The sequence below is a fragment of the Phytohabitans rumicis genome (genome assembly GCF_011764445.1).
GTDB lineage: Bacteria > Actinomycetota > Actinomycetes > Mycobacteriales > Micromonosporaceae > Phytohabitans > Phytohabitans rumicis.
On sequence record NZ_BLPG01000002.1, the window covers coordinates 561,085 to 586,436 of the forward strand.

General features: G+C 73.0%; 25 protein-coding genes. 6 read left to right on the forward strand and 19 right to left on the reverse strand.

All coding sequences use genetic code 11. The features are described 5' to 3' along the window. Positions 1-8: 8 nt before the first annotated feature. From Prum_RS46200 to Prum_RS46215, 5 genes are all read left to right on the forward strand, one after another. Positions 9-1,064, forward strand: a complete 1,056-nt coding sequence (locus tag Prum_RS46200; protein WP_173085691.1) for an aldo/keto reductase — start codon at positions 9-11, stop codon at positions 1,062-1,064. A gap of 589 nt (positions 1,065-1,653) precedes the next feature. Next, positions 1,654-3,720 carry a glycoside hydrolase domain-containing protein gene (locus Prum_RS46205; protein WP_246278851.1) on the forward strand — a complete coding sequence of 689 codons (2,067 nt, stop codon included), beginning with the start codon at positions 1,654-1,656 and terminating at the stop codon, positions 3,718-3,720. 334 nt (positions 3,721-4,054) lie between these two features. Further along, positions 4,055-4,624 (forward strand): hypothetical protein, encoded by a 570-nt coding sequence (locus Prum_RS53230; protein WP_246278781.1) that lies wholly within the window; start codon positions 4,055-4,057, stop codon positions 4,622-4,624. Then, positions 4,621-5,118, forward strand: coding sequence for a glycosyltransferase (locus tag Prum_RS53235; protein ID WP_246278782.1), 498 nt, complete (start codon positions 4,621-4,623; stop codon positions 5,116-5,118). The genes Prum_RS53230 and Prum_RS53235 overlap by 4 nt, the downstream gene beginning before the upstream one ends. A 9-nt stretch (positions 5,119-5,127) precedes the next feature. Then, entirely contained in the window at positions 5,128-5,766 is a 639-nt protein-coding gene (locus Prum_RS46215) for a LysE family translocator (protein ID WP_173085693.1), read from the forward strand. A 6-nt stretch (positions 5,767-5,772) separates the two neighbouring features. On the opposite strand, the gene Prum_RS46220 is transcribed toward Prum_RS46215, so the two are convergent. The 14 genes from Prum_RS46220 to Prum_RS46275 form a co-directional block, all read right to left on the reverse strand. Next, entirely contained in the window at positions 5,773-7,218 is a 1,446-nt protein-coding gene (locus tag Prum_RS46220) for a cellulose binding domain-containing protein (protein WP_246278783.1), read from the reverse strand. An 8-nt stretch (positions 7,219-7,226) separates the two neighbouring features. Then, the gene (locus tag Prum_RS54275) at positions 7,227-7,349 is read right to left on the reverse strand and encodes a hypothetical protein (protein ID WP_281369165.1); all 123 of its coding nucleotides are present in this window, start codon (positions 7,347-7,349) and stop codon (positions 7,227-7,229) included. 121 nt (positions 7,350-7,470) lie between these two features. After that, positions 7,471-8,448 (reverse strand): cellulose binding domain-containing protein, encoded by a 978-nt coding sequence (locus tag Prum_RS54770; RefSeq protein ID WP_173085695.1) that lies wholly within the window; start codon positions 8,446-8,448, stop codon positions 7,471-7,473. 731 nt (positions 8,449-9,179) lie between these two features. After that, positions 9,180-10,709: a phenylacetic acid degradation bifunctional protein PaaZ gene (gene paaZ, locus Prum_RS46230; protein WP_173085697.1), complete on the reverse strand. Its 1,530-nt coding sequence runs from the start codon at positions 10,707-10,709 to the stop codon at positions 9,180-9,182. 29 nt (positions 10,710-10,738) lie between these two features. Beyond that, positions 10,739-11,257 carry a gamma carbonic anhydrase family protein gene (locus Prum_RS46235; protein WP_173085699.1) on the reverse strand — a complete coding sequence of 173 codons (519 nt, stop codon included), beginning with the start codon at positions 11,255-11,257 and terminating at the stop codon, positions 10,739-10,741. Further along, a complete protein-coding gene (locus Prum_RS46240) occupies positions 11,257-12,117 on the reverse strand; it encodes an amidohydrolase family protein (protein WP_173085701.1) in 861 nt (286 codons plus the stop codon). Before Prum_RS46240 ends, Prum_RS46235 begins: the two co-directional genes overlap by 1 nt. Next, positions 12,117-12,452 (reverse strand): ferredoxin, encoded by a 336-nt coding sequence (fdxA, locus tag Prum_RS54280; RefSeq protein ID WP_173085702.1) that lies wholly within the window; start codon positions 12,450-12,452, stop codon positions 12,117-12,119. Before fdxA ends, Prum_RS46240 begins: the two co-directional genes overlap by 1 nt. 15 nt (positions 12,453-12,467) lie before the next feature. Further along, complete coding sequence (locus Prum_RS46250) at positions 12,468-13,259, reverse strand: NAD(P)/FAD-dependent oxidoreductase (protein WP_218577917.1); 792 nt, start codon at positions 13,257-13,259, stop codon at positions 12,468-12,470. Then, complete coding sequence (locus Prum_RS46255; protein ID WP_173085704.1) at positions 13,256-14,770, reverse strand: benzoate-CoA ligase family protein; 1,515 nt, start codon at positions 14,768-14,770, stop codon at positions 13,256-13,258. Before Prum_RS46255 ends, Prum_RS46250 begins: the two co-directional genes overlap by 4 nt. 20 nt (positions 14,771-14,790) lie before the next feature. After that, complete coding sequence (gene boxB / locus Prum_RS46260; RefSeq protein ID WP_173085706.1) at positions 14,791-16,209, reverse strand: benzoyl-CoA 2,3-epoxidase subunit BoxB; 1,419 nt, start codon at positions 16,207-16,209, stop codon at positions 14,791-14,793. A 3-nt stretch (positions 16,210-16,212) separates the two neighbouring features. Then, positions 16,213-17,898 (reverse strand): 2,3-epoxybenzoyl-CoA dihydrolase, encoded by a 1,686-nt coding sequence (gene boxC / locus Prum_RS46265; protein WP_173085708.1) that lies wholly within the window; start codon positions 17,896-17,898, stop codon positions 16,213-16,215. Between the two features lie 49 nt (positions 17,899-17,947). Next, positions 17,948-18,838 (reverse strand): aldehyde dehydrogenase family protein, encoded by an 891-nt coding sequence (locus tag Prum_RS53250; protein WP_246278784.1) that lies wholly within the window; start codon positions 18,836-18,838, stop codon positions 17,948-17,950. After that, a complete protein-coding gene (locus Prum_RS53255; protein ID WP_246278785.1) occupies positions 18,754-19,410 on the reverse strand; it encodes an aldehyde dehydrogenase family protein in 657 nt (218 codons plus the stop codon). Before Prum_RS53255 ends, Prum_RS53250 begins: the two co-directional genes overlap by 85 nt. A gap of 11 nt (positions 19,411-19,421) precedes the next feature. Next, positions 19,422-20,948: a GMC family oxidoreductase gene (locus Prum_RS46275; RefSeq protein WP_173085710.1), complete on the reverse strand. Its 1,527-nt coding sequence runs from the start codon at positions 20,946-20,948 to the stop codon at positions 19,422-19,424. Between the two features lie 121 nt (positions 20,949-21,069). Here Prum_RS46275 and Prum_RS46280 point away from each other — a divergent pair, with 121 nt between their 5' ends. Next, positions 21,070-22,008 (forward strand): AraC-like ligand-binding domain-containing protein, encoded by a 939-nt coding sequence (locus Prum_RS46280; RefSeq protein ID WP_173085712.1) that lies wholly within the window; start codon positions 21,070-21,072, stop codon positions 22,006-22,008. A gap of 9 nt (positions 22,009-22,017) precedes the next feature. Here the strand turns inward: Prum_RS46280 and Prum_RS46285 are convergent, their stop codons facing one another. Genes Prum_RS46285 through Prum_RS46305 form a run of 5 tightly spaced genes read right to left on the reverse strand, consistent with a single transcriptional unit; the run spans position 22,018 to position 25,352 of the window. Then, positions 22,018-22,725, reverse strand: a complete 708-nt coding sequence (locus Prum_RS46285; RefSeq protein WP_218577918.1) for an ABC transporter ATP-binding protein — start codon at positions 22,723-22,725, stop codon at positions 22,018-22,020. Continuing rightward, the gene (locus tag Prum_RS46290) at positions 22,722-23,489 is read right to left on the reverse strand and encodes an ABC transporter ATP-binding protein (RefSeq protein WP_218577919.1); all 768 of its coding nucleotides are present in this window, start codon (positions 23,487-23,489) and stop codon (positions 22,722-22,724) included. Before Prum_RS46290 ends, Prum_RS46285 begins: the two co-directional genes overlap by 4 nt. Continuing rightward, a complete protein-coding gene (locus Prum_RS46295) occupies positions 23,486-24,082 on the reverse strand; it encodes a branched-chain amino acid ABC transporter permease (RefSeq protein ID WP_173085714.1) in 597 nt (198 codons plus the stop codon). Before Prum_RS46295 ends, Prum_RS46290 begins: the two co-directional genes overlap by 4 nt. Further along, a complete protein-coding gene (locus Prum_RS46300) occupies positions 24,082-24,471 on the reverse strand; it encodes an ABC transporter permease subunit (RefSeq protein ID WP_173085716.1) in 390 nt (129 codons plus the stop codon). Before Prum_RS46300 ends, Prum_RS46295 begins: the two co-directional genes overlap by 1 nt. Then, positions 24,468-25,352 (reverse strand): branched-chain amino acid ABC transporter permease, encoded by an 885-nt coding sequence (locus tag Prum_RS46305; RefSeq protein ID WP_173085718.1) that lies wholly within the window; start codon positions 25,350-25,352, stop codon positions 24,468-24,470. Before Prum_RS46305 ends, Prum_RS46300 begins: the two co-directional genes overlap by 4 nt.

Genomic DNA, 25,352 nt, shown 5'->3' on the forward strand with positions numbered 1-25,352 from the left:
AGGCCGCCATGCGTTACCGCGTCCTCGGCGGCACCGGAATCCAGGTGAGCGCCCACTGCCTCGGCACCATGATGTTCGGCTCAGTCGGCAACCCCGACCACGACGACTGCGTACGGATCATCCACGCCGCCCTCGACCAGGGGATCAACTTCGTGGACACCGCGGACATGTACTCCGCCGGCGAGTCCGAAGTGATCGTCGGCAAGGCACTGGCCGGCCGGCGCGACGACGTCGTGCTCGCCACGAAGGTGCACTTCCCGATGGGCGACGGCCCCGGGCCCAACCGCGGCGGAAACTCGCGGCGGTGGATCGTCCGCGAGGCCGAGGAGAGCCTGCGGCGGCTGGGCACCGACTGGATCGACCTGTACCAGATCCACCGCCCCGACCACAGCACCGACGTCGAGGAGACCCTGTCGGCGCTGACCGACCTGGTCCGCGCCGGCAAGATCCGGGCGTTCGGCTGCTCGACCTTCCCCGCCGAGGAGATCGTGGAGTCGCACCAGGTGGCCGAGCGGCGCGCCCTGGGCCGCTTCCGCACCGAGCAGCCGCCGTACTCGATCCTCGCCCGCGGCATCGAGTCCGCCGTCCTGCCGGTCTGCCAGCGGTACGGCATGGGCGTGCTCACCTGGAGCCCGCTCGCCTCCGGCTTCCTGTCCGGCGCGATCCGCAAGGACCGGCCGGTGGACCTGACCACCGGGCGGGCCCGGCTCACCCCGGGCCGGTTCGACCCGGCCATCCCCGAGAACGCCGCCAAGCTCGACGCCGTCGAGCGGCTCGTCGGGCTGGCCGACGAGGTGGGCTGCACCCTGCCGCAACTGGCCGTCGCGTTCGCCGCCGCCCACCCGGCGGTCACCTCCGTGATCATCGGGCCGCGCACGATGGAGCAGCTCGACGGGCTGCTCAAGGGCGCCACCGTCACCCTCGACGACGACGCCCTGGACCGGATCGACGAGATCGTCCCGCCCGGCACCAACACGTACCACCCGGACGGCGCCTGGCGCTCCCCGTACCTGGCCGACCCAACCCACCGCCGCCGCCCGCCAGCCGACCGCGCCGCCGCCTAGACGCCCGCCCCGTTACCGCCCGTACCTGGTCACGAGCCCCCGTACCCGGTCCCGCCCCCCCGCACTCTCGCGCGCCGGCCGGCCCGGCCGCGAGCGCGGGCCGTGGGCCGCCGGGCGCCGCCGATCAAGGACTGGTGCGTCGATCAAGGGCGAACGGCCGCGGTTTGATCTCCGATCCACGACCATATGCCCTTGATCGACGCACCAGTCCTTGATCGACGCGCGCCAGGCCGCAGCCGACGCGCACCAGGCCACAGCGGGACGCACGGGCCGACGCACGCCGGACCGCAGACCGGCCCGACCTGGGCGGCCGCCGCTGGACGACCACGCCCACTCGCGGACCGTCGATCAAGGAATTCCTCGCCGATCAAGGGCGAATGGTCGTGGATCGGAGATCAAACCACGGCCCTATGCCCTTGATCGACGCGCAGAGCCCTTGATCGGCGGGCGGGACCTTGATCGAGATCCCCCGGGGGTGGACCCCAGATCCTGGAGTTCATCTATCCGAAACCACGGGAGGGCTTCCACCAGGTAAAGTCCCGCCATTCTCGACGACGTTGACCCGTTCATCGGCACCGCCGCGACGGACCTGCCCAGGGCACATGGTCTCGCCGCCAGTTGGTGGTGGCCAAAACCGCAAGTCGGCAACACCCACCCGGGTGCCACGTCGCCCTTGGGCATGGTGTCGGCCTGCGCGTACTCCGGCGCCTACCCCACGGGGTACGGGCGGTACATGAAGAACACCGAGGGTGTCCCCGAGGTGATGTTCGACCGGCTGCAGGCGTCCGGTTTCACCCACTTCCAGCAGTCCGGTACCGGAGCCATCCGCAAGTACTACAACTACGTGCGGGTCACCCCGATGGTGCAGCCGCTGGACGACCTGGGGCAGGCGTGGCCGCTGTACGACGAGATGGCCGAGGCGGGCTACTACGCGGCCACGCTGGACACCGGGGTGCGCTGCGAGATCACCGTAGGCGCCAAGGTCGCCGTGCACCGGTACACGTTCCCGGAGCACAGCAGCGCCCGGGTGGTGGTCGACCTGTCCTGCGGCGGGCTGGCCATCGAGCTCGGCCGGACCGTGCCGCTGCGGGCCCAGGCGGAGAGCATGGGGCACGGCCGGGCCCAGGGCACGGTGGTGATGGAGGGCGTCCCGCTGTCGGTCTACCTGGAGGTCGACTCCCCCGGCTGGCGGCAGATGCTCTGGTACGACCGGCGGCTCATCCACGGCGGCACCCGCCTGGACTTCGACAGCATCCGGCACACCACGCTGCGCCCGTTCGGCATGATGTTCATGGGTCCGGCCGTGGCGGGGCAGACGATCGAGGTGCGGCTCGGGTTCTCGCTGCGCGGCTGCGAGCAGGCCCGGCAGAACCTGGAGCGCGAGTGCGGGCACGCCCAGCCGGCGTTCGACCGGGTGCACGCGCAGACCCGGGCCCGCTGGGGCGCGCACCTGGACCGGGTCCAGGTCGAGGGCGGTACGCCGGCCCGCCGCACGGTGTTCGCGACGGCCCTGTACCACGCGCTGATCAAGCCGTGCTTCGCCGACGACGAGAGCCCGTACTGGCCAACCTCCGGCCCGTACGCCTTCGACGTCTGCACCATGTGGGACATCTACAAGACGCAGCTGCCGCTGCTCACCGCGATCGTCCCGGACCGGGCGGTGGAGCTGCTGGAGTCGCTCATCCGGGTCTGCGAGGAGGAGGGCAACTTCCCGATCGGGTACCGGATGGCGCGCGGCGCCGACCGGTTCTTCCGCCAGGCCAGCGCGCTCGCGCACACCGTCCTGGCGGACGCCCACACGCTCGGCCTGCCGGGCCTGGACTGGAACTGGGCTCTGGTGCACATGGTCGACGACCTGCGCCGGCTGTACGGCGAGGACTTCTTCGAGCACGGCGTGGTGCACCCGATCAGCCACACCCTCGACCTCGCGTACGCCCACCACTGCACCGCGCAGGTGGCGCGGGCGCTGAACGACCGCCGCCTTGCCGACGACCTGGAGGCGCGCAGCCGGCACTGGGCCAACGCGTTCGACCCCCGCACCGGCCTGCTGCTCGACTCGGACTTCTACGAGGGCGGCAAGTGGAACTACTCGTTCCGGCTGCTGCACGACATGGCCGCGCGGATCAAGCTGGCCGGCGGCGACGAGGCGTTCATCGACAAGCTGGACCGGTTCTTCGGCTTCGGCGCCGCGCCGGTGACGCAGCCGGGCCGGCGCCCGTCGCCGGCCGAGATGGCCGCCGGGTACGCCCTGAACCGCTTCGAGGGGCTCAACAACGAGCCCGACATGGAGGCGCCGTGGGCGTACCACTACGCGGGCCGGCCCGACCGCACCGCGCAGGTGGTCAACGCGGCGCTGACCTGGCAGTTCGGCACCGGGCCGGGCGGGCTGCCGGGCAACGACGACTCCGGCGGCCTCAGCTCGTGGTACGTGTGGGCGTCGCTGGGCCTCTTCCCGGTCGTCGGGCAGAGCATGTTCCTGGTCAACGCGCCCGCGTTCGCCCGGTCGGCGCTGCGGGTCGGCGCCAACGAGTTCGTCATCGAGACCAGCGGTCACCGGGAGGCGCCGATCGGCGTCGACGGCATCGACCGTGACCCACCCACCCAGTACGTCCAGTCGGCGACCCTCAACGGCCGCCCCTGCACACCACCCACCTGAGCGCCGCCGACGTGCACCGCGGCGGCATCCTGCGGCTGCGGTTGGGGACGCGGCCGTCGACCTGGGGCAGCGAGCCCCGCCCCCGTCCCTCTCCGACCTTCCCCTGACCTAGGGAGAGCGCGATGAGCTACCCCCACCGCCGTCTCGTCATCGTGGTCCGGGCCGATCCGGTCATCTGCGGCCACTCCGGCGAGGCGCGCAACCTCGCCGAGGTGGCACTGACCCGCGGGTACGACGACGTCCGCCTGCTAACCTGGCCGATACCGACCCTGCAGGCGGCCGGGCTGCCGCTCAAGCCGCTGGACCGGCTGCTGCCGTACAGCCCGGGATCACGGTGGAGCGGCCCGAGGCGGTCGGCGACTACCGGGTGCCCGACGGGCGCCACCTCGCCGGGCTCACCGGGCGCCTCGTCGAACTGCTCGCCGAGCCGGTGCCGACGACCTGCCTGTCCATGTACCTCGTCCCGCACACCCAGGTGGTCACCGACGCGGTCGCCGCCGCGCGGGCGGCCGGGTTCGCGCCGGACGTGCACACGGTGGCCAAGGCGGTCGGCTCCGACGTGACCAACGTGATCCGGTCGTGCCTGCGGGAGGGGCGGTTCGGCGCGGCGACCGTCCTGTTCACCACGTTCCTGGCCAACGACGAGGTCGTCGCGGTCTCCGACTACACCCGGGACGAGATCGTCGCCTCGGCGCAGGAGGTCGACGCGCACTGCGGCACGACGTTCGCCGAACAGTGCCGGCGCCGGGTGGCGGTCAGCTACCCGCCGATCGACGCGTCGGCGTACCTCGATCTGGATCCGGCCGCCGTGGACGCCGCGCTGGCCCGGCGCGGCCTGGAGCGCGACGGATATGTCCTGTTCCTGTCCCGGGTCGCCCGGGCCAAGGGATCTACGACCTGGTGATCGCGTACGGCCAGATGGAGTGCCGGCCGCGGGTGAAGCTGGTCGTCGCCGGCACCGGGCCGGCGCTGGAGCACGTGCAGGCGATGGCCAAGGAGGACGACCGGATCATCTTCCTCACCGACGTCGACGACCGGGAAAAGCCGCTGCTCATGCGCGGCTGCGCGGCGTACGCCCTGCCCACCAAGCCGGAGCCCGACTTCGTGGAGACGTTCGGCATCGCCCTGGCCGAGAAGATGCTGGCCGGCGGCGGGCCGATCGTCACCACGCTGACCGGCGGGACCGGCGAGGCGGTCGGCGACACCGCGATCACCGTGGAGCCGGGCGACATCGCCGGCCTGGCCGCGGCGGTGGACCGGGTGGTGCTGGACATGTCCACCGCCGAGCGGCAGGCGTTGGAGGCGCGGGCCCGGGCTCGGGCGATGTCGTTCGACCGGGGCGCGGTGTTCGACGACCTGTTCCCGCAGGCGGCGTCGGCGGCCGGGGCGCGTGGATAGGGTAGGCGTATGCCGTCCCTTGATCACCTCTTGGCGTTCACCGTCGCCGCGTTCATCCTGATCGTCATCCCCGGCCCGTCGGTGCTCTTCACGGTGAGCCGGGCGCTGGCGTACGGGCGGCGGGTCGCGCTGACCACGGTCCTCGGCGGTGCGTTCGGCAGCTTCACCGCGGCCACCGCCGTCGCTGTCGGCGTGGGCGCCATCGTGCAGACCTCCGCCGTCGTCTACACGGCGATCAAGTTCGCCGGCGCGGCGTACCTGGTCTACCTCGGCGTCCAGGCCGTCCGGCACCGCCGGAGCCTGCGCGCCGCGTTCGAGGGCCAGACCGCGCCGCTCGGCGGCCGCCGCACCTGGCTACAGGGGTACGTCGTCGGCGTGACCAACCCGAAGACGATCGTGTTCTTCGCGGCGGTGCTACCCCAGTTCGTGGACCCGGCGGCCGGGCACCCGGGCCTGCAGATGGTGATCCTGGGCGCCATCTTCGCCGCGATCGCGCTCGCGTCGGACGCGGTCTGGGGCGTGGCGGCCGGCACGGCCCGATCCTGGTTCGCCCGGTCGGCGCGGCGCCTGGACCTGATCGGCGGCGCCGCCGGGCTCACCATGGTCGGGCTCGGCCTCGGGCTGGCGGTCCAGGGCCGCAAGGACTGATGTGGTCTAGGCGTTCGCGCAGGCGGCGCCGTTGAGGGTGAACGCGGTCGGCTTGGCGTTGGTGGTGGTGAACGTGCCGATGAAGCCGAAGCCGGCGCTGCCGCCCGCCGCGATCGTGCCGTTCCAACTGGCGTTGGTCGCCCGGACGGTCGCGCCGCTCTGCGTGTAGCCGGCGTTCCACGCCTGGGTGACGGTCTGGCCGTTGGCGAAGCTCCACTGCACCGTCCAGCCGTTGACCGCCGTGGAGCCGGCGTTGCGGACCGTCACGTCGGCCTGGAACCCGCCCGACCACTGGTTGGTAATCGCGTACGCCACCGCGCAGCCGCCGGCCGGGGCCGGGGTCGTGGGCGCCGCGGTGGTCGGCGCGGGCGTCGTCGGTGCCGGGGTGGTCGGGGCGGGCGTCGTGGGTGCCGGGGTCGGCGTCGAACCGGCCAGCCTCTGCGACACGATCGGGGCGAGCCGGTCGGTGATCGCGCGGTGGCCGGCGTCGTTGGGGTGCACCGAGTCGGACAGCCCGCCGGACGGGATCCAGCCGGTCGTGTCCACGTAGGACAGGTTCCGGTCGCCGCCGGCGACCACCGTGTTCACCGCCGCCTGGGTCTCCGTCGCGTACCGGCCGATGAACGTGCGCAGCACGACGATGGCCGCGTTCGGGTACTTGGCCCGCACGTTGCGCAGGAACGTCACGTACGTGCTCTGGAACGTCGCGCCGGACACGCCGTGGCTGGTGTCGTTCGTGCCGATGTTGATGACCACGGCGTCCGCCTGGTAGCGGCCGAAGTCCCAGGCCGGGCCGTCGGCGGCGGTGCTCATCTTGAAGAACTGGTTGCTCATCCCGTTGCACCCGTCCGCGGCCGCGACCAGGCAGCCCCCGCCGTACGCGATCTGGGTGTGTCGGGCACCGAGCCGCTCCCCCACCAGCCAGCCGTACGCGGTCAGCGCCGTCCTGCTGGACGTGCTGCCCAGCGTGATGGAGTCGCCGACGAACTCGACCAGCTTGGCCGGCGCCGGCCGCGCGTAGGTGCTCGCACCGGAGTCGAGAACGAGCCCCTGGAACACGGCGTCGCCGTGGTACGAGCCGGCGATCACCCGGTACGACACCCGCAGCGTGTGATTGCCGGCCGCGAGCGGGGTGGGCGTGAGGTTGACCGTGCCGGACACGTTGGTGATGTACACCTCCGGCTGCCCGTCGATGCTGTAGTACAGGTCGATCGCGTTGCGCTGCTTGAGCCGCACCGTCGTACCCGTGAAGCCGGTCTCGAAGTAGGTCCCGGCCCAATGCGGCACGTACGCCGCGCTGTTGGACGTGTCCCAGCGCCCGACGAACCGGATGTTCGGATCGGTGGGCGAGCCGTCCCCCGCCGCGGCGTGCGCGCCGGGCAAGGCGACGAGCGCGCCGGCCGTCAGGGCGACGGCGGCGAGGATGGGCAGGAGCAGGCGGCGGACGGACACGAGGACTCCTATCGCAGGTAGGCGCGCAGGGCGATGCCCTGCTCGCGGATCGCGCCGGCCACCACGCCGGCGATCTCGCGGGCACCGGCGGTCTCGAAGTGGGTGTGGTCGTTGCAGAAGAAGGCGCCCACGGCCCCTGCGTGTAGTCGCCGTTGTTCGGGCACAGCCCGAGCCGGTTGTACGCGGCGACGCTGCGCTGGTGCAGGTCGATCACCGGTACGCCGTTGGCGGTGCCGGCGTCGCGGGTCTCGGTCAGGAAGCCCGGTTGCCGGTGGCGGTGCTGCCGCTGCACGTGATGGCCGCGGCCGGGGTGAGGAAGACCGGGTAGGCGCCGCGGGCCTTGGCCGCGCTGGCCATCACGCCGAGCAGTTCCCGGTACTTCGCCGAGCCGACGTGCCGCGGGCAGGTGGTGGAGCCGTCGTTGATGCCGAACTGGATGAACAGGTAGTCGCCGGCCTTCATCCCGGTCGACGCGTTGAGCATCGCCTGCCAACGCGTCGAGTACGTCTGTGGGCTCACCACGCACTCGCCGGCCGAGTTCATCGTGCTGGTCACGTTCGGGTCGTACAGCCAGGTCTGGATGCTGCGGCCGCCGATCGCGCTGTTGACCACGGTCACGTTGCTGTTGAAGTACGAGGCGAACTGGTTGCCCCAGCCGACCGGGCACGCACCGCTGGACGCCGGGTTGGCCACCGTCGAGTCACCCGCCAGCCACACGGTCACCCGGCTCTGCGGGGCGCTCGTGGTCGGCGCCGGGGTAGGCGTCCCCGGGGTAGGTGTCACCGGGGCCGGGCACGGCGTGGCGTTCGGCGTGCCGGTGCAGGGCGTGCCGTTGACGGCGAACGCCGCCGGCACCGGGTTGCTGCTCGTCCAGGCGCCGTTGAAGCCGAAGCTCACACTGCCGTTGGTCGCGATCGCGCCGTTGTAGCTCACGTTCGTCGCGGTCACCGCCGTGCCGCTCTGCGCCACGGTCGCGTTCCACGCCTGCGTGACGCTCTGTCCCGCCGCGAACGTCCAGGTCAGCGCCCAGCCGGTGACGGGATCGCCGAGATTCGTGATGGCCACGTCGGCACCGAACCCGCCGGTCCACTGGTTCGTGATCCGGTAGTCGACCCGGCAACCGGTCACGGCGGCGCTGGCGACCGCCGTCGTCACCGCGAACCCGCCCATCGCCAACATCCCCGCGGCGAGCGCGCCCGCCACCGTCGTACGCCGCCGCGGTGCTCTCATGCGAACTCCTTAGGGAAGCGCTTTCCCATCCATTAGTAGGGAAAGCGTACGAACACCAATCGATCTCTGTCAACGCCTAGCGCATCGACCACCATCAACGAGCACCCTGATCACCCAACCGACCACCCCCACCACCGCGGTGATCACGGAGCCAGCCCGCCGATCAAGGGCCTCCGCGTCGATCGCGATCCCTCCCCGCCGATCAAGGGCCCTCCGCGCCGATCGCGGGCCTTCCCCGTCGATCAAGGTCCCTCTCCGTCGATCGAGGTCCCTCCCCGTCGATCAAGGGCAAATGGCCGTACTTCGATCTCCAATCCACGACCATTCGGCCTTGATCGGCGCAGAAGTCCTTGATCGACGAGGGCCGGCGCCGCTCCGCGTGCGCGCCGCCGCACGCGGTACGGCCGGACGGCACCGGCCACCCAAGGCACTCCCCTGTGGTGGACAGTCCTTCGTGGACGGTGCGGCCTGATCGCACCGCTACCGCACGGCCGCGGCCACCGCAGCCGCGCGAGCGCACGCCGATCAAGGGATTTCGCGGCGATCAAGGGCATACGGTCGCGGATTGGAGATCGAAGTACGGCCATTTGCCCTTGATCGACGGCGAGGGACCTTGATCGGCGGAGAGGCCCGCGATCAGCGCGGAAGGCCCGCGATCAGCGCGGAGGGACCGCGATCGACGGAGAGGGACCGCGATCGGCGGGGAGCGCGGCGGGGAGCGAGCCCGGGTGTCAGGTGGCGGCCAGGCTCCGTAGGAAGTCCGGATGGCCCTGGACGGCTGTGCGGTGCATGTGGTGCCGCACCGCGCGCAGGCCGCCGAGCTCCTCGCCGCCGCCGGCGCGGCCCGGTCCACCGTGCAGCAGCTGTGGCATGGCGATGCCGTGGCCGGTGGACTCGGCGGCGTCGTCACGGTCCAGGACCAGGAGCCGGCCGTGCCCGGACGCCAGCCCGGCGACCAGCCGCCGGGCGACGTCGGGGTCGTGGGTGACGATCGACCCGGCCAGGCTGCCGCCGCCACGCGCCGCCGCCGCGACGACGCCGTCCACATCGGAGTACGGCAGGAGCGTGCACACCGGACCGAACGCCTCGACCTCGTGCGGCGCGGCGGCGTCGGCGTCGTCGCAGCGCAGCAGCAGCGGGGACAGGAACGCGCCGCGCACCGCATCGGCGCCGGACACGTCCACCCGGTCGGGGTCGCCGAAGGCGAGCTTGGCGACCCGGGCCAGCCGGCCGGCGGCGGCCCGTACCTCGTCCCGCTGGGCGAGGCTGGCCAGCGGTCCCACGAGCGTGTCCGGCCGGCCCGGGTCGCCGACCACGGTCGCGGCGAGGCGGGCGGCGACCGCGTCGGTGACCGACTCGGCGAGGGCGGCGGGCACGAACGCGCGCCGGATGGCCGTGCACTTCTGCCCGGCCTTGACGGTCATCTCGGTGACCAGCTGGTCGACGTACAGGGTGAACTCGGGGTCGCCGGCGCGGACGTCGGGGCCGAGGATGGCGCAGTTGAGCGAGTCGGCCTCGGCGTTGAACCGCACCGACCGCCCGGCCACGACCGGATGGGTGCGCAGGGCGAACGCGGTGGCCGCCGACCCGGTGAAGCTCAGCGTGTCCTGCGCGGTCAGGGTGTCCAGGAGGCCGCCCGGTCCGGCGCACCACAGCGACAGCGCGCCGTCGGGTAGCAGGCCGGACTCGACGATGTGGCGGACGACCCGCTCGGTCAGGTACGCGGTCTGGCTGGCCGGCTTGACGACCGACGGCATGCCGGCGAGGAAGGCCGGCGCGAGCTTTTCCAGCATGCCCCACACCGGGAAGTTGAACGCGTTGACCTGGACGGCCGCGCCCAGCCGGGACGTGTAGACGTGCTGCCCGGCGAAGGTGCCGCCCTTGCCCAGCGGCTCGGCGTCCCCGTCCAGCAGCACGGTCGCGTCCGGCAGCTCGCGGGCGCCCTTGCCGGCGTACACGGCCAGGGTGCCGATGCCGCCGTCGACGTCCACGGCCGTGTCCCGGCGGGTGGCCCCGGTGCGGGTGCTCAGCGCGACGAGGTCGTCCAGTTGGGCGGCTAGGTGCCGGGCGAGCGCCTTGAGGATCGCGGCCCGCTGGGTGAACGTCAGCGCGCGCAGCGCGGGCCCGCCCACGTCACGGGCGTACGCCAGGGCGGCGGCCGGGTCCGGGCCGGTGCTGGGCAGCAGCGCCACGGTCTCGCCCGTGGTGGCGTCGGGCAGCGGCCGGGCCGGCCCGCCACCGTCCCGCCAGCGCCCTCCCAAAAACTCCGCAGATACACCCGAGCCCCCTTTCAGCCGATGCGGCGCAGCTCGGCCCGGTACCGCTGGGCCAGGTCGGCGTACAGGTCGACGGCCTCGGTGACCCAGGTGGCGAGGTCGGGGGCCGGCCGCGGGCGGGCCGGCACGCCGAGGGCGATGTGCCCGGACGGTACGACGGCGTCCTCGACCACCAGCGCCGCCGCGCCCACCGCGGCGCCGTCCTCGACGGTGGCGCGGTTGAGGACGACCGCGCCGGAGCCGATGAGGCAGTCGTCGCCGACCCGGCAGCCCTCCAGGTGGGCGTTGTGGCCGACCACGCAGCGGGCGCCGACGACGGTCGGCCACTGCGCGGTGGTGTGCACGACCGTCCCGTCCTGCACCGACGTGCGCGGCCCGATGGCGATGCGGCCGTAGTCGCCGCGCAGCACCGCGGCCGGCCACACCGACGCGCCGGCCGCGAGCGTGACCGCGCCGATGACGACCGCGTCGGGGTGCACGTAGGCGTCCGGGTCGATGGCGGGGACGAGGTCGCCGAGCGCGTAGACGGCCATCAGCCGGCCGCCTTCAGGCGGTAGACGTGCGCGGCGTTGCCGGCCAGGACGAGCCGGGTGGTCTCCTCGTCCGGGCACAGGTCGGCGACCGCCCGCGCGTTGCGGGCGATCCCGGGGACGCCCGGCCAGTCGGTACCGAAGATCATCTTGCGGGACAGCCGGGCCCAGTTGTGGCGGGCGTAGTACTCGCGCAGCCGGGACGGGGGCAGGCCGGACAGCTCGATCCAGACCCGCTCGTGGGACAGGGCCAGGAACGCGGCCGCGTCGTACCACCAGCCGCGGCCGCCGTGCGCCAGCACCACGGTCAGGTCGCGGAAGTCGTGCAGCACGTCGTCGAGCAGGACCGGGTCGGCGTAGCGGTTGGACGAGCCCGGGAAGCTGCTGGTGCCGCAGTGCACGACGACCGGGATGCCGGCCGACTGGCACACCTCGTACGCCGGGTACAGCCACCGGCTGTCCGCCGCCACCCCGGCGTGCACCGGATGGATCTTGCAGGCGACCGCGCCCAGGTCGAGCTGGCGGCGCAGCTCCTCGTCCACCGGGTAGTGCATGTGCGGGTTGATGTTGGCGACCAGCTTGACCCGGTCGGGGTTGTACGCGGTCAGCGGCAGCACGTCCTCGACCGGCTGGATGCCGGTGGTCTTCGGGCTGTACTCGGTCAGCACGAGCGCGGCGTCGACGCCCTCCTGCGCCAGGTACGCGTCGAAGCGGGCCGGGTCGACGGCCCCGTCGGCGCCGTACAGGCCGTCGAACGCCTCGGCGTCGCCGAACTCGCGGGCCCAGGCCAGCCACGCGGGTTTGAGGGTGGGCAGGCGCGCCGCGTGCACGTGCGCGTCGATGAGCGGGCGGCCGTCGAGCATCACGCCACCCAATACGCGACGAGGTCGGTGTCCACGCCGACGGTGCCGGTGACGCCGGCCCCGCCCGCGGCGCCGAGCGGCTGCTCGCGCCCGGGCAGCGGGTGGCTGAAGAAACGCGCGTTGTCCGCGACGAACGCGGCCTGGTCCTCCGGCACCCGGCGGTCCTGGCTGATCGCCTGCACCGGGCACGCCGGCTCGCAGGCGCCGCAGTCGATGCACTCGGCGGGGTTGATGTAGAGCTTGCGGTCGCCCTCGTAGATGCAGTCGACCGGGCACTCCTCCACGCACGAGCGGTCCATGACATCGATGCAGGCCGCGGCGATGACGTACGGCACGAATCCTCCCTAAGATCAGGCCGCGGCGGGCACGGCGTCGGACGAGTGGCCGGGAAACAGCTGCTCGTCCGGGTTGATCAGGACGGCGGCGTTGTTGACCGCGAGGGCGGCCTCGCCGAAGCCGACGGAGATGAGCCGCACCTTGCCGCGGTAGTCGGCGATGTCCCCGGCGGCGAAGACGCCCGGGATGTTCGTGGACATCGTGGTGTCCACCGGCAGGTAACGGTTGGCCACGACGTCGAGGCCCCACTCGCGGATCGGGCCGAGGTTCGCGGTGAAGCCGAGCGCCGCGATGACGGCCTGCGCGGGCCGGGCCAGCACCGTGCCGTCGCGCCGGGTGATCTCCACCCGTTCGACGTCTTCGGCGCCGAAGACGCCCGACACCTCGGCGTCCGTGACGACGTCCACCGTGGACGACAAGACCTCTTCGACGGTACGCGCGTGCGCGCGGAACGCCGTACGGCGGTGCACCAGGGTGACCGACCGGGCCAACGGCTCCAGCGAAAGCGCCCAGTCGCAGGCGCTGTCGCCGCCGCCGACGACCACCACGTCCTGGCCGGCGTGCGCCCCCAGCGAGGGCACGAAGAACGACAGCCCGCGCCCGGCCCAGCCGGCGGCGGCCGGCAGCGGGCGGGGCGTGAACGTCCCGATGCCGCCACTGATCACGACGGCCCGGCAGCGGAGGCCGGTGCCCGCGTCGGTGCCGACCGTGATGACGCCGTCCGGGTCGCGGGTCAGCGTCTGCGCGCGCTCGCCCAGCACGAACCTCGGCTGGTGCATGAGCAGGTCGCAGTCGATCGTGCTCACCCGAGCAGCCGTTCGGCGGTGCTGCGCAGCTCCACGCGGCGGATCTTCCCGGTGGCGGTGGTCGGGTACGCGTCGACGAACACCACCCGGCGCGGGCGCTTGTACGACTCGATGGCCGTCCGGCAGAACTCGATCAGCTCGTCCTCGGTCACGTCATGGCCGGTCCGGGGCACGACGAAGGCCACCGGCTTGTCCAGGCCGTCCGCGTCGGGCGCGCCGACGACCACGGCCTGCGCCACGGCCTCGTGGGTGAGCAGCCGGTTCTCCACTTCGGACGGTGCCACCCACATGCCGCTGACCTTCAGCACGTCGTCGGTGCGCCCGAGGCAGCGGTAGTAGCCCTCGCCGTCCCGGATGTACGTGTCGCCGGTGCGCAGCCACTCGCCCTGGAAGACTTGCCGGGAGGCGGCGTAGCGGGACCAGTAGCCGGTGGCGGTGGAGGCGCCGCGCACGAACAGCGTGCCGGGGCTGCCGACCGGCACCTCGTATCCCTGGTCGTCGAGGATGCGCAGGTCGTACCCGGGGACGGCGACGCCGGTGGTGCCCGGGTGCACCGCGCCCGGCCGGTTGGACAGGAAGATGTGCAGCATCTCGGTCATGCCGATGCCGTCGATGATGTCGACGCCGAAGTGCGCCGTCCAGCGCTGGTACAGCTCGGCCGGCAGCGGCTCGCCGGCGGACGCGGCCAGCCGTACCCCGGGCAGCGCGTCGGCGGGCAGCTCGGCCCGCAGCATGTTGGCGAAGAACGTCGGGCCGCCGAAGAACAGCGTGGCGCCGTACTTCTGGGCCCGCTCGGCGATCGTGTCCGGTTTGGACGGTCCGGGTTCGAGGATCGCGGACGCCCCGACGGACAGCGGGAAGAGCACCGAGTTGCCCAGCCCGTACGCGAAGAACGCCTTGGCGGCGGACAGGCACCGGTCGTCGCGGCGGATGCCGAGCACCTGCGTGCCGTACGTCTCGCAGACCACCCGGATGGAGCCGTGCCGGTGCATGGCGGCCTTGGGCTTGCCGGTGGTGCCGGAGGTGTAGAGCCAGAACGCCGGCGAGTCCTCGGTGGTGGGGTACACCTCGTCGTCCGGTTCGCCGTGGGCGAGCGCGTCCAGCTCGGCGGGGCCGAAGGTGGCGACCAGTTCGGGCGCGCCCGAGGCGGCGTCCGCGGCCAGGTCGCCGAACTCCGCGCTGACCGCGAGGAACCGGGCGCGGGAGTCGCGCAGCAGCCCGACCAGCCCTTCGGTGCGCAGCATCGTGGACACCGGTACGGGCACCGCGCCGGCGCGCAGCGCGGCGAGGAACACCACCACGAAGTCCGGGGTGTCCGACATGAACATGAGCAGCCGCTGCTCCGGCTGCACACCGGCGCGGCGCAGCCCGGCGGCGGTGCGGCGCACCCGGTCGTGCAGCCGGGCGTAGCTCACCTCGCCGTGCGGGCCGGTCAGGGCGAGGCGGTCGCCGCCGCCGCTGGCGACATGTCTGTCAAGCAGGTACGTGCTGGCGTTGAACGCTTCGGTCATGGCGCACCCCTGGGTCCCGGTCAGGCGAGGTGGACGTAGTCGTAGTCGAACGGCTTGCCGTTGATGCCCTGCCGGGGCGGGGCGATCCACGCGGCGATCTTGCCGCGCTCGTGCACCGGCCGCATCAGCGACCGGACGTGCGTCTTGTCCAGGTCGGTGGGCAGCCAGCCGCTCTTGCGCCGGGCCCATTCCTCGGCGGAGATCGGCGTCCCGTCCGGGGCCGCCTCGATGCCGGCGAACGCGCCGACCTTGCGGTTGAACGCGACGTGCGGCAGCCGAAGCCGCTGCGGCAGTCCGGCGCTGTCCAGGATCTTGTTCCACCGGTTGACGCCGTTCTGGCAGTCGCCGATGTACTCGCGGCGCAGGTCGGTGTTGAGCCCCACGAGCGCGGCGACCTCGGTCTGCCCGATGTCGCCCTCGTCGGTGACGGCGTCGACCATGATCGCCTCGCCGGTCAGCCGGTGGTCGTCCCGGCGCCGCTCCTCCAGCCAGCGCCCCTTCAGCCCGGAGGTGAAGTAGTTGGCGACGTTGGTGGAGGTCTCCGAGCCGAAGAGGTCCAGCGACACCGAGTAGTGGAAGTTCAGGTACTTCTGGATCACGGTGAGCGGGATGCCGCCGCGCGGGCCCACCTCGTCGGTGTCGTGCTCGATCATCAGCTGCACGGTGCGCTCCACCACCCGGTCGATGCCGGTCGTGCCCACGAACATGTGGTGCGACTCTTCCTTGAGCATGAACTCGCAGGTGCGCGACAGCGGGTCGAACGCCGATTCCTTCAGCGTGCCGAGCTGGTACTTGCCGTCCCGGTCGGTGAAGTAGGTGAACATGAAGAACGAGAGCCAGTCCGGGGTCTCCTCGTTGAACGCGCCGAGGATGCGCGGGGCGTCCTCGCTGCCGGAGTTGCGGTGCAGCAGCTCCTCGGCCTCCTCGCGCCCTTCCCGGCCGAAGTAGGCGTGCAGCAGGTACACCATCGCCCACAGGTGCCGCCCCTCCTCCACGTTCACCTGGAAGAGGTTGCGCAGGTCGTACAGGCTCGGCGCGGTGGCGCCGAGGTTGCGCTGCTGCTCCACGGAGGCCGGCTCGGTGTCGCCCTGGATGACGATCAGGCGCTGCAGGTCGGCCCGGTACTCCCCCGGCACCTTCTGCCACACCGGCTCGCCCTTGTGCTGGCCGAACGCGATCCGCCGGTCGCGGTCGCGCTCGGCGAGGAAGATGCCCCACCGGTAGTCGCGCATGGCGACGTGGTCGAAGTGCGCCCAGCCCTCGCGGCCGACGTTGACCGCGGTACGCAGGTACACCTCCTGGGTGGGCAGGCGCGGGCCCATGGACTCCCACCAGTTCAGGAAGTTGGGCTGCCAGGACTCCAGGGCGCGCTGCAGCCGGCGGTCCTCATGCAGGTCGACGTTGTTCGGGATCTTCTCGGTGTAGTCGGCGGTCGTCACGGCTCAGACTCGCTTCCGGTCGAAGTCGGCACGCTGCCCCGTGCCGAACTTGCGCAGCGCCCCGTCCGGCCCCGAGGCGTTGGGGCGGTAGAAGATCCAGTTCTGCCAGGCGGACAGCCGGCCGAAGATCTTCGTCTCGATCGTTTCCGGACCGGCGAAGCGGTAGTTCGCCTCCAGGCCGGTCAGCGCGTCCGGGCTGAAGCTGGACCGCTCCTCGATCGCGATACGGACCTCCTCGGCCCAGTCGATGTCGTCGGGGGCGAACGTCACCAGCCCCAGCTTCTCCGCCTCGTCGGCGGGCAGTGGCCGGCCGGCCTGGGCCTCGACGGCGGCGAGGCCGTCCGGGTCGCCGTAGAAGCGGGTCCGCAGCCGGGTCAGGTCGTTGCCCATGGGCAGCGGCCCGAGGTTCATCGGGCCGACCGTGACGGCGGCCGGCGCCGCGTCCGGATCGACGTCCTCGAAGACGCCGAACAGGTGGTACGACCGGTCGGCCGCCAGCGCCAGCTCCAGCAGCGAACCGGCGAAGCAGCTGCCCGGCTCGATCAGCGCCAGGATGCTGCGGCTGGTCACGTCGAGCCGCTTGAGGGTGCGCTTGAGATACAGGACGATCTCGCCCGCCAGCCAGTCGCCGGCGTGCTCCAGCAGCAGCGCGTCGTACGCCAGCACCCGCTCGGCGTCGCCCTCGGTGCGCAGCACCCAGGTGCCCAGCTCGGCCTCGTTGGTGCGCAGGTCGAGGATCAGGTCGTCCAGTTCCCGGGTGACCGCGAGGGTCCAGAAGTCGGCGCCCTGCCGGTGCACCTGCGCGATGCCGGTGGGCGCCGGTTCGGCCGGGCCGCGGACGGTCACCTCCACGCAGCCGCGGTCCCGGTCCAGCACGGCGTGCAGGTACCGGTAGGCGATGGCCTCGCCGGTGCGGGTCTTGGCCAGCGGCGGCAGCGCGATGCCGGTCGCGCCGTCGGGGCGGCTGGACCGGGCGGCGAACTCGGCGGCCCGGCTGGCGACCGACTCGCTCCACCGGGGCCGGGGCACCGCCTCGTCCACGAGCCGCCAGGCGACCGCCCGGCGGCCGCTGACGCCCTCGGACTTGGTGGAGAAGTAGTCGGCCAGGTCGCGGCGCACGTGCCGCTTGTCGACCACCCGGGTCAGCCCGCCGGTGCCGGGCAGCACGCCCAGCAGCGGCAGCTCGGGCAGCGACACCGCCGAGGAGCGGTCGTCCACCAGCATGATGTGCTCGCAGGCCAGGGCCAGCTCGTACCCGCCGCCGGACGCGGTGCCGTTGAGCGCCGCGATCCAGGTCTGTCCAGAGTGGGCGGTCGCGTCCTCCATGCCGTTGCGGGTCTCGTTGGTGAACTTGCAGAAGTTCACCTTCGTGGCGTGCGCGGCCGCGGCGAGCATCCGGATGTTGGCGCCGGCGCAGAAGATCTTCTCCTTGCCGCTGGTCAGCACGACCGTGCGCACCTCCGGGTGCTCGAACCGCAGCCGCTGCGCCGCGTCGTACAGCTCGATGTCGACGCCCAGGTCGTACGAGTTGAGCTTCAGCTCGTATCCGGGCACCAGGCCGCCCTGCTCGTCGACGTCCATCGTCAACGTCGCGACGGGGCCGTCGAAGGCCAGCCGCCAGTGCCGGTAGCGGCTCGGGTCCGTCCGGAACTCGACGTGGTCGCGGGTCGCGGCTGCCAGGCTGCTCATGCTTCAGACTCTACATCTCTGTCGTGGGTCGTCAAGGCTGTGTAGCACATTAGAACGGGAAGGCGTGCGCTTGCTCGCGGAAGGTGACCCACTGCCACTGGGTGAACTCGTCCCAGCTGCTCTGCGTGCCGAACCGGCTGCCGTTGCCGGACACGCCGGTGCCGCCGAACGGGGCGTACGCGTCGTTGTTGAGCGTCTGGTCGTTGATGTGCACGATGCCGGTGCGCAGCCGCCCCGCCAGCTCCCGGCCGCGCTCCGGCGAGCCGGTCTGCACGGCGGCCACCAGCCCGTACGCCGTGTCGTTGGCGACCGCGACCGCCTCGTCCTCGTCGCGGACGACGACGACCGGCGCGACCGGGCCGAAGATCTCCTCGCGGAACGCGGGCATCGACGGGGTGACGTCGGCGAGCACGGTGGGCCGGTAGAAGAGCCCTTCGTGGGTGCCGCCGGCGCGGACCTCGGCGCCCGCCGCGACCGTCTCCCGCACGATGCGGTCGACGTGGTCGCGCTGCCGCTCGTTGATCAGCGGTCCCAGAGCGACCTGCCCGGTGTACGGGTCGCCGACCGGCAGGCCCTGCGCCCGCTTGGCCAGCCGGCCGAGGTACTCCTCCGCGACCGACTCCAGCACGATGTGCCGGCCGGCGGTCATGCACACCTGCCCCTGGTGCAGGAACGCGCCCCACGCCCCGGCCGAGCTGGCGACGTCCAGGTCGGCGTCGTCGAGCACGATCAGCGCGTTGTTGCCGCCGAGCTCCAGGGACACGCGCTTGAGGGCGCGCCCGGCGGCCGCGCCGACCTCGCGGCCGACCGCCGTCGACCCGGTAAAGGCGATCATGGCGACGTGCGGGTCCACGGTCAGCGCCGCACCCGGCCCGGCGTCGCCCGGCAGCACGTGCAGCAGCCCGTCCGGCAGGCCCGCCGCCTCGAACAGCCGCGCCACCAGCGTGCCCCGGACACCGCCGTCTGCACGTCGGGCTTGAGGACCACGGCGTTGCCCAGCGCCAGCGCCGGGGCGACCGCCCGGATCGACAGGATCAGCGGGAAGTTCCACGGGCTGATCACGCCGACCACGCCGAGCGGCACCCGGCGGGCCACGCTCTCCCGGCCCGGCTCGCTGGCCGGCAGCAGGTGCCCCCACGGCTGGGTGGGCAGCGCGGCGGCCTCCCACAGCTCGCCCAGCGCCAGGTCCACCTCGAAGGCCGCCTTGCCCGGGACGGCACCGCCCTCGCGTACCAGCCAGCGCTCGAACTCGGCGCGGTTGTCGGACAGCACGGCGGCGGCCCTGCGCAGCACGGCGGCCCGCTCGGGGCCGATGGCCGCGGCCCAGCCCGGCTGGGCCGCGGCGGCCCGCGCGGTCGCCGCCGCGACGTCCGCCTCGTCGGCCAGCCCGACCTCGGCCAGCACCGCGCCGGTCGCCGGTTCGACGCTGTCCAGCACGCCGCCGTGCGCCGGCACCCACCCGCCGCTGTAGATCGCGCCCCGCCAGGGCACGCCGTCCAGAAGCTCGCTCATCGCAGATCCCTTCAGTTCACTGTGCCGCGGATGAGGTCCGCGGCCTTTTCGCCGATCATGATCGTGGCGGCGTTGGTGTTGACGCAGACGATCTTGGGCATGACCGACGCGTCCGCCACCCGGAGCCCGTCCAGGCCGTGTACGCGCAGGTCGGGTGCCACCACCGCGTCCGGGCCGGTGCCCATCGCGCACGACCCGACCGGGTGGTAGTAGGTGCCGGTACCGCGCGCCACGTACGCGCGCAGTCCGGCCTCGTCGGTGACGTCCGGGCCGGGCAGCACCTCGCGCGCCCGCCACGGCCCGAACGGCTCGGCGGCGGCGATCTCCCGGGCCACCGCGATGCCGTCCACCAGCCGCCGTACGTCGGAATCCGTCCCCAGGTAGTTGGGGTCGATCAGCGGCGCCGCCCGCGGGTCCGGGCCGGCCAGGCGGACCGAGCCGCGCGCGTCCGGCACGGTGGCCACGCCGAGGGTGAAGCTGTTCTCCGGTGCTTGGAGTGCCGGCGGGTGGAACGGCACGTGGATGAACATCAGCTGCATGTCCGGGCCGGCGAGGGCGGGGTCGCTGCGCCACAGCATCGACGTCTCGGCGTGGTTGGTCTGGCCGGGCGGAATGGGCTGGCTCGCCTCGTACACCACCGCGCACAGCGGGTGGTCGTGCAGGTTGCGCCCGACGCCCGGCAGGTCGTGCACGACGTCGACGCCCACCTCTTCGAGCTCGGCGGCGGCGCCCACGCCGGACAGCAGGAGCAGCCGGGGCGAGTCGACCGCGCCCGCGCTGACCACCACCTCCCGGGCCGCGTACGCGGTGCGCACCTCGCCGTCCTGCTCGTACGCGACGCCGGTGCACCGGGTGCCGGCGAACAGCAGCCGGTGCGCCCGCGCCCCGGTCGCCACCGTGAGGTTCAGGCGCTCGTCGCGCACCGGGTGCAGGTACGCCGCCGCCGTGCTCTGCCGGTGCCCGCCGGTGATGGACAGGTCGTGCCAGCCGGCGCCCTCCGCGGTGGCGCCGTTGAAGTCCGCGGTCAGCGGGTGCCCGACCGCCTCCGCCGCGTCCAGGAAGACCTGCGACAGCGGGTTGGCATGTCCCTGCCCAGCGGGTGCCGGGCGCATCGGCCCGCCGTCCCCGCGGTACCGCGGGTCGCGGCCGGTCACCGTCTCCATCCGGCGGAAGTACGGCAGCACCGACGCGAAGTCCCACCCGTCGGCGCCCGCCTTGGCCCACCCGTCGAAGTCGGCGCCGTGACCGCGCAGGTACACCATCGCGTTGATGCTGCTCGACCCGCCGAGGGTGCGACCCCGCGGCCAGTTGTGTACGACACCGCCGGTGCCCGCCTGCGGCACGGTGTCGTACGAGTAGTCCACGTCGGTGCCCCACAGCGACGGCCAGGCCGGCGGCACCGCGATCGCGGGCGCGTCGTCGGCGTGCCCGGCCTCGAGCAGCAGCACGCGGGTGTCCGGGTCCTCCGAAAGCCGTACGGCGAGCACGCACCCCGCCGACCCGGCACCGATCACGACGTAGTCGTAGGTACTGTCCATGGCCCACCTCTTCGGTTACTGACGTGCTACACACTCTTGTCAGATCGGTTGCCTAGCTGTTGACTATTAGCGCCACGACCCTTGTCGCTCGCTGACAAGTCCGGGGTGGGAGGCGAGCGCGATGGGCGCGACAACTGACACGGCCGCCGAGGTCTGGCGGGAGCAGCTCGGCGGCGCGTTCGGCCGGCTCGTCCCCGAGGCCATCGAGGCGCGGGCCTTGGCGGCGCGCGCGCCGACCGGCTGGATGGCCGGCACGCACCTCGGCGCGCTCGCCGCGTACGAGGTGAGCGGCACGCCCCAGGTGGTCCGGCGCACCCCGACCGCGGTCAAACGGATGCCGGTCGACCTGTTCAAGATCTGCGTCCAGGTGCGCGGGCGGGCCACCGTGTTCCAGGACGACCGGGAGATCGCCATCGAGCCCGGACAGATGGCGATCTACGACACGGGCCGCCCGTACCACCTGCGCCTGGAGCAGCACTGGACCTGTGCCGTGCTGGCCTTCCCGCGCGACGCCCTGAGCCTGCCCGAGCACGCCGTGCTCGCCTCGATGAACCGGCCGTACCCGCTGGCCGGCGGGCCGGGCGCGGTCCTGGCCGGCTTCGTCAACTCGGCCGTCCTGCAACGCCAGCCGGCCCGCGAGGCCGCGGCCGACCGGCTCGGCGAGGCCGGCCTGCACCTCATCGCCGGCACGCTGAGCGAAGCGGCCGTGCCGGACACCGACGCGGCCGCCGACGCGCTGCGGCTGCAGGTCCTCACCTACATCCGCACGCACCTCGGCGAGGCCGACCTGACGCACGCCCGGGTCGCGGCCGCGCACCACATGGCCCCGCGGACCCTGCACCGCCTCTTCGAGCACGAGCCGTGCACGGTCACCGACATCATCCGGGGCCGGCGGCTGGACGCGGTGCGGCGCGACCTGTCCGACCCGCTGCTGGCCCACCGCAGCATCGCGGCGGTCGCCGCGCGCTGGTGCTTCCCCGACCAGGCCCACTTCACGAGGGCCTTCCACGCCCGGTTCGGCATCAACCCGTCGGTCGCCCGCCGCAATGCTGTGAACTAGCCAGGCTGGCTAACCCACGCCGAGCAGGGCACGCGCCTGCCGCTCGTCGCGGCGGAAGTCGACAGTGGACGAACGGTGCACGATCCGGCCCTTGCGCATGACGGCGACCTCGCCGGCCAGTTGGAACGCCAGGTGCAGGTTCTGCTCCACGAGCAGCGTTGCCAGGCCCTGCTCCCGCAGCGTGCCCAGGACGCCGGCGACCTGGTCGACGACCGCCGGCGCGAGGCCGTCGGAGGGCTCGTCGAGCAGCAGCAGGCGCGGGTTGCCCAGCAGGGCCCGGCCGATGGCGAGCATCTGCTGCTCGCCGCCGGAGAGCTGGTCGCCGCGGTTGGCGTGGCGCTCGGCCAGCCGGGGCATCAGCTCGTAGACGCGCGGCACGGTCCATTCGCCGGTACGGCGGCGGGCCGCGATGCGCAGGTTCTCCTCGACGGTCAGCGGGGCGAACACCCGCCGCCCCTGTGGCACGATCGCCACGCCGTGCCGTGCCACCCGGTGCGCGGGCGCCCCGGCCAGTTCGACGCCGGCGACGGTGACGCTGCCGCCGTACGGCTTGAGCATGCCCATGACGGTGTGCACGAAGGTGCTCTTGCCGGCCCCGTTGCGCCCGAGCAGGGCCAGCACCGCCCCGGCCGGCACCGACAGGTCGACGCCGTCCAGGACGGTGGTGCCGGCGTACCCGGCGCGCAGGTCGCGTACGGACAGCAGCGTCTGGCTCATGGCGTGAACAGCTCCTCCGTGCGCGCGGTGCCCAGGTACGCGCGCTGGACCGACTCGTCGGCGCGGACCTGCTCGGCGGTGCCGGTGGCGAGCACCCGGCCCAGGTGCAGCACGCTCACCCGGGTGGCCAGCCGGAACACCACGTCCAGGTCGTGCTCCACGATGACCACGGTCAGCTCCGCCGGCAGCCCGGCCAGCAGCTGGACGAACCGCTCGGTCTCGGCGGCCGACATGCCCGCCGTCGGCTCGTCGAAGAGCACCAGCGACGGCTCGGTGGCCAGCACCATGGCGACCTCCAGCTGCCGCCGCTCGCCGTGCGAGAGCGCGGCCGCCTTGGCGCCGGCCCGCGTGAGCAGGCCCATCTCGGCCAAATGCCGCTCGGACCGCTCGGTGATCCGGCGGAACCGGCGGGCCGGCCGGTCCAGCCGGTGGGCGCGGCGGTGGACCCGCTGCACGGCCAGCGCCACGTTGTCCAGCACCGTGCAGTTCAGGAAGAGGCTGGAGTGCTGGTACGTGCGGACGAGGCCGAGCCGGGCGCGGGCCGACTCGGACAGCCCGGTCACGTCGCGCCCGGCGAAGCGGATCCGCCCGCCGGTGGCGCGCAGCGTGCCGGCGACCGTGGCGAAGAGGGTGGACTTGCCGGCGCCGTTCGGGCCGATGAGGGCGTGCCGGTGCCCCGGCAGGACGTCCATGCTCACCCGGTCGACGGCGGTGAGCGAGCCGTACGCGTGGGTCAGCCCGTCCAGCTCCAGGATCGGTGTCACGCCATTCTCCTTCGCCGCCGCAGGCCGGCGATGCCGCGCGGCATGAGAAACACGACGGCTACGAAGAGCACGCCGAGCAGCAGCGCGCCGCGGCCGGCGACGTACCCGGAAATGGTGTCCCGGACCAGCAGCGCGACCGCGGCGCCCAGGCACGGGCCCCAGAGGCTGCCGGCGCCGCCGATGACGACGCTGAGCAGCGCCAGCGCGGCCACCTCGAAGCCCAGGTCGCCAGGGGCGACGAAGCGGGCCTGCGCGGCCCAGAGCGCGCCGCCGGCGCCGGCCACCGCGCCGGCCAGGCAGAAGACGCCGAACTTGGCCAGCGCCGGGCGGTAGCCCAGGGCCCGCATCCGTGGCTCGTTGTCGCGGATACCGCGCAGGGTACGGCCGTACGGCGAGCTGGCGATCAGCGCGGTGACCGCGAAGACCGCGACGAAGACGGCGAGCACCCACCAGTAGACGTACCCGGCGGCGCGCAGCGGCGGCCCGCCGGCCACGGTGATGGGCGGCATCCCGACCAGGCCGTTGCTGCCGCCGACGACGGACCAGGTGTCGGCGATCTGGTGCAGCGACTCGCCGATGGCCAGCGTGAGCATCAGGAAGACGATCCCTTGGCCCGGATCGCCACCCATCCGGTCGCCGCGGCGGCGAGCAGGCCGGCGCCGACGGCGGCCAGCAGTTGGACGGCCGCGTCGCTGGTCACGTGGATGCCGACCAGGGCCGCGGTGTACGCGCCGACCCCGAAGTACGCCGCCTGGCCGAGCGTCGGCAGGCCGCAGACCCCGGTGAGCAGGTCGACGCTGAGCACCAGCACGGCGAACGCGAGGATCCGGGTGAGCGTGGAGATCGGATACGCCGCGAGTACGAGCGGAAGCGCCGCCAGCACCAGCAGGGCGAGCCCGGCGGCCGCCCCGCGTGCCCGGTTGCGCGGCGCCGGCGCGGTGACCGACGCCGCCACGGTCCGCTCCTTCTCCACAGTGGTCATGCGGGGACCGCCGATCGGGCGGGGAGCAGGCCGGCCGGGCGGATCAGCAGCACCGCCGCCATGGCCGCGAAGAGCAGGAACGAGGCGTACTCGGGGACGAGCGCCACGCCGAGCACCTGCACCTGGCCGATCAGCAGGGCGCCGATGAGGGCGCCGCGGATCGAGCCGAGCCCGCCGATCACCACCACGACGAGGGCCAGCAGCAGGACCTTCTCGTCCAGGCCCGGCTGGGCGCCGAGGATCGGCCCGGCGAGCACGCCGCCGACCGCGGCGAGCGCGGCGCCGCTGGCGAACACGCCGACCACGACCAGGCGGGTGTTGATGCCCAGCGCGCCGACCATGGCCCGGTCGGCGACGGTGGCCCGGATGACGGCGCCGAGCGCGCTGCGCTCGACGATCAGGTAGACCGCCACGGCGAGCGCCGCGCCGAACCCGATGACGAGCAGCCGGTACAGCGGGTACGTCTGCCCGGCGACCTGCACGCTGCCGGCCAGCGGCCGCGGCGCCGGCACGGAGTGCACGTCCGTGCCGAACACCGCGGCCAGCAGGTCGGCCACCACCAGGGCCACGCCCAGGGTGAGCAGCGCCTGGTCCAGGTGGTGCGGCGTGGCCTGGGTCATCCCGGCGAGCGCGCCGCCGAGCAGCGCCCCGACGGCGGCGGCGACCAGCACTGCGGCGACGAAGGCGGTGACCCCGCCGCCGCTGCCCACCAGGGCCACCGCGACGTACGCGCCGACCAGGTAGACCGCGCCGTGCGCCAGGTTGAGCACGTCCATCATCCCGAACACGAGGGACAGCCCCACCGAGATGGCGAACAGCAGCGAGCCGAGCGCCAGCCCGTTGAGCAGGCTCACCAGGTTCGCGTCGAGCCACGCCAGCAT